Below are 232 nucleotides of genomic sequence, written 5' to 3'. Positions count from 1 at the left end.
ATAGTCATAGAAACGATTACCATTAATGTCAATCCTACTGGTAATGCAACTAGAAACCCTTCTAACCAGCCATTTAAAAAGGCTGTTTGGTTGGTAAAACCAATCGTCTTTGAGGCAGTACTAAAGGCCAACATAGACTCCATTATACAAGCCATCAACACACCTGTAATGAGATTGCGCTTGTACGCTTTGGTATTAGGTAGCTTATGATTGATAAATTTTGTGACCAGAC

1 protein-coding gene is annotated in these 232 nt (G+C 38.4%); it reads right to left on the bottom strand.

Annotation, left to right across the window (positions count from 1 at the left end; all coding sequences use genetic code 11):
* Positions 1-134 (bottom strand): hypothetical protein (locus SB772_RS45960; protein ID WP_410839267.1); only part of this gene is annotated, 134 nt, incomplete at its 3' end.
* Positions 135-232: the final 98 nt, after the last annotated feature.

This window comes from Paraburkholderia sp. SIMBA_030, assembly GCF_046535245.1.
Lineage (GTDB): Bacteria > Pseudomonadota > Gammaproteobacteria > Burkholderiales > Burkholderiaceae > Paraburkholderia.
Note: the sequence above shows the minus strand (reverse complement) of the source record. Positions and strands in the feature narration are given on the sequence as shown.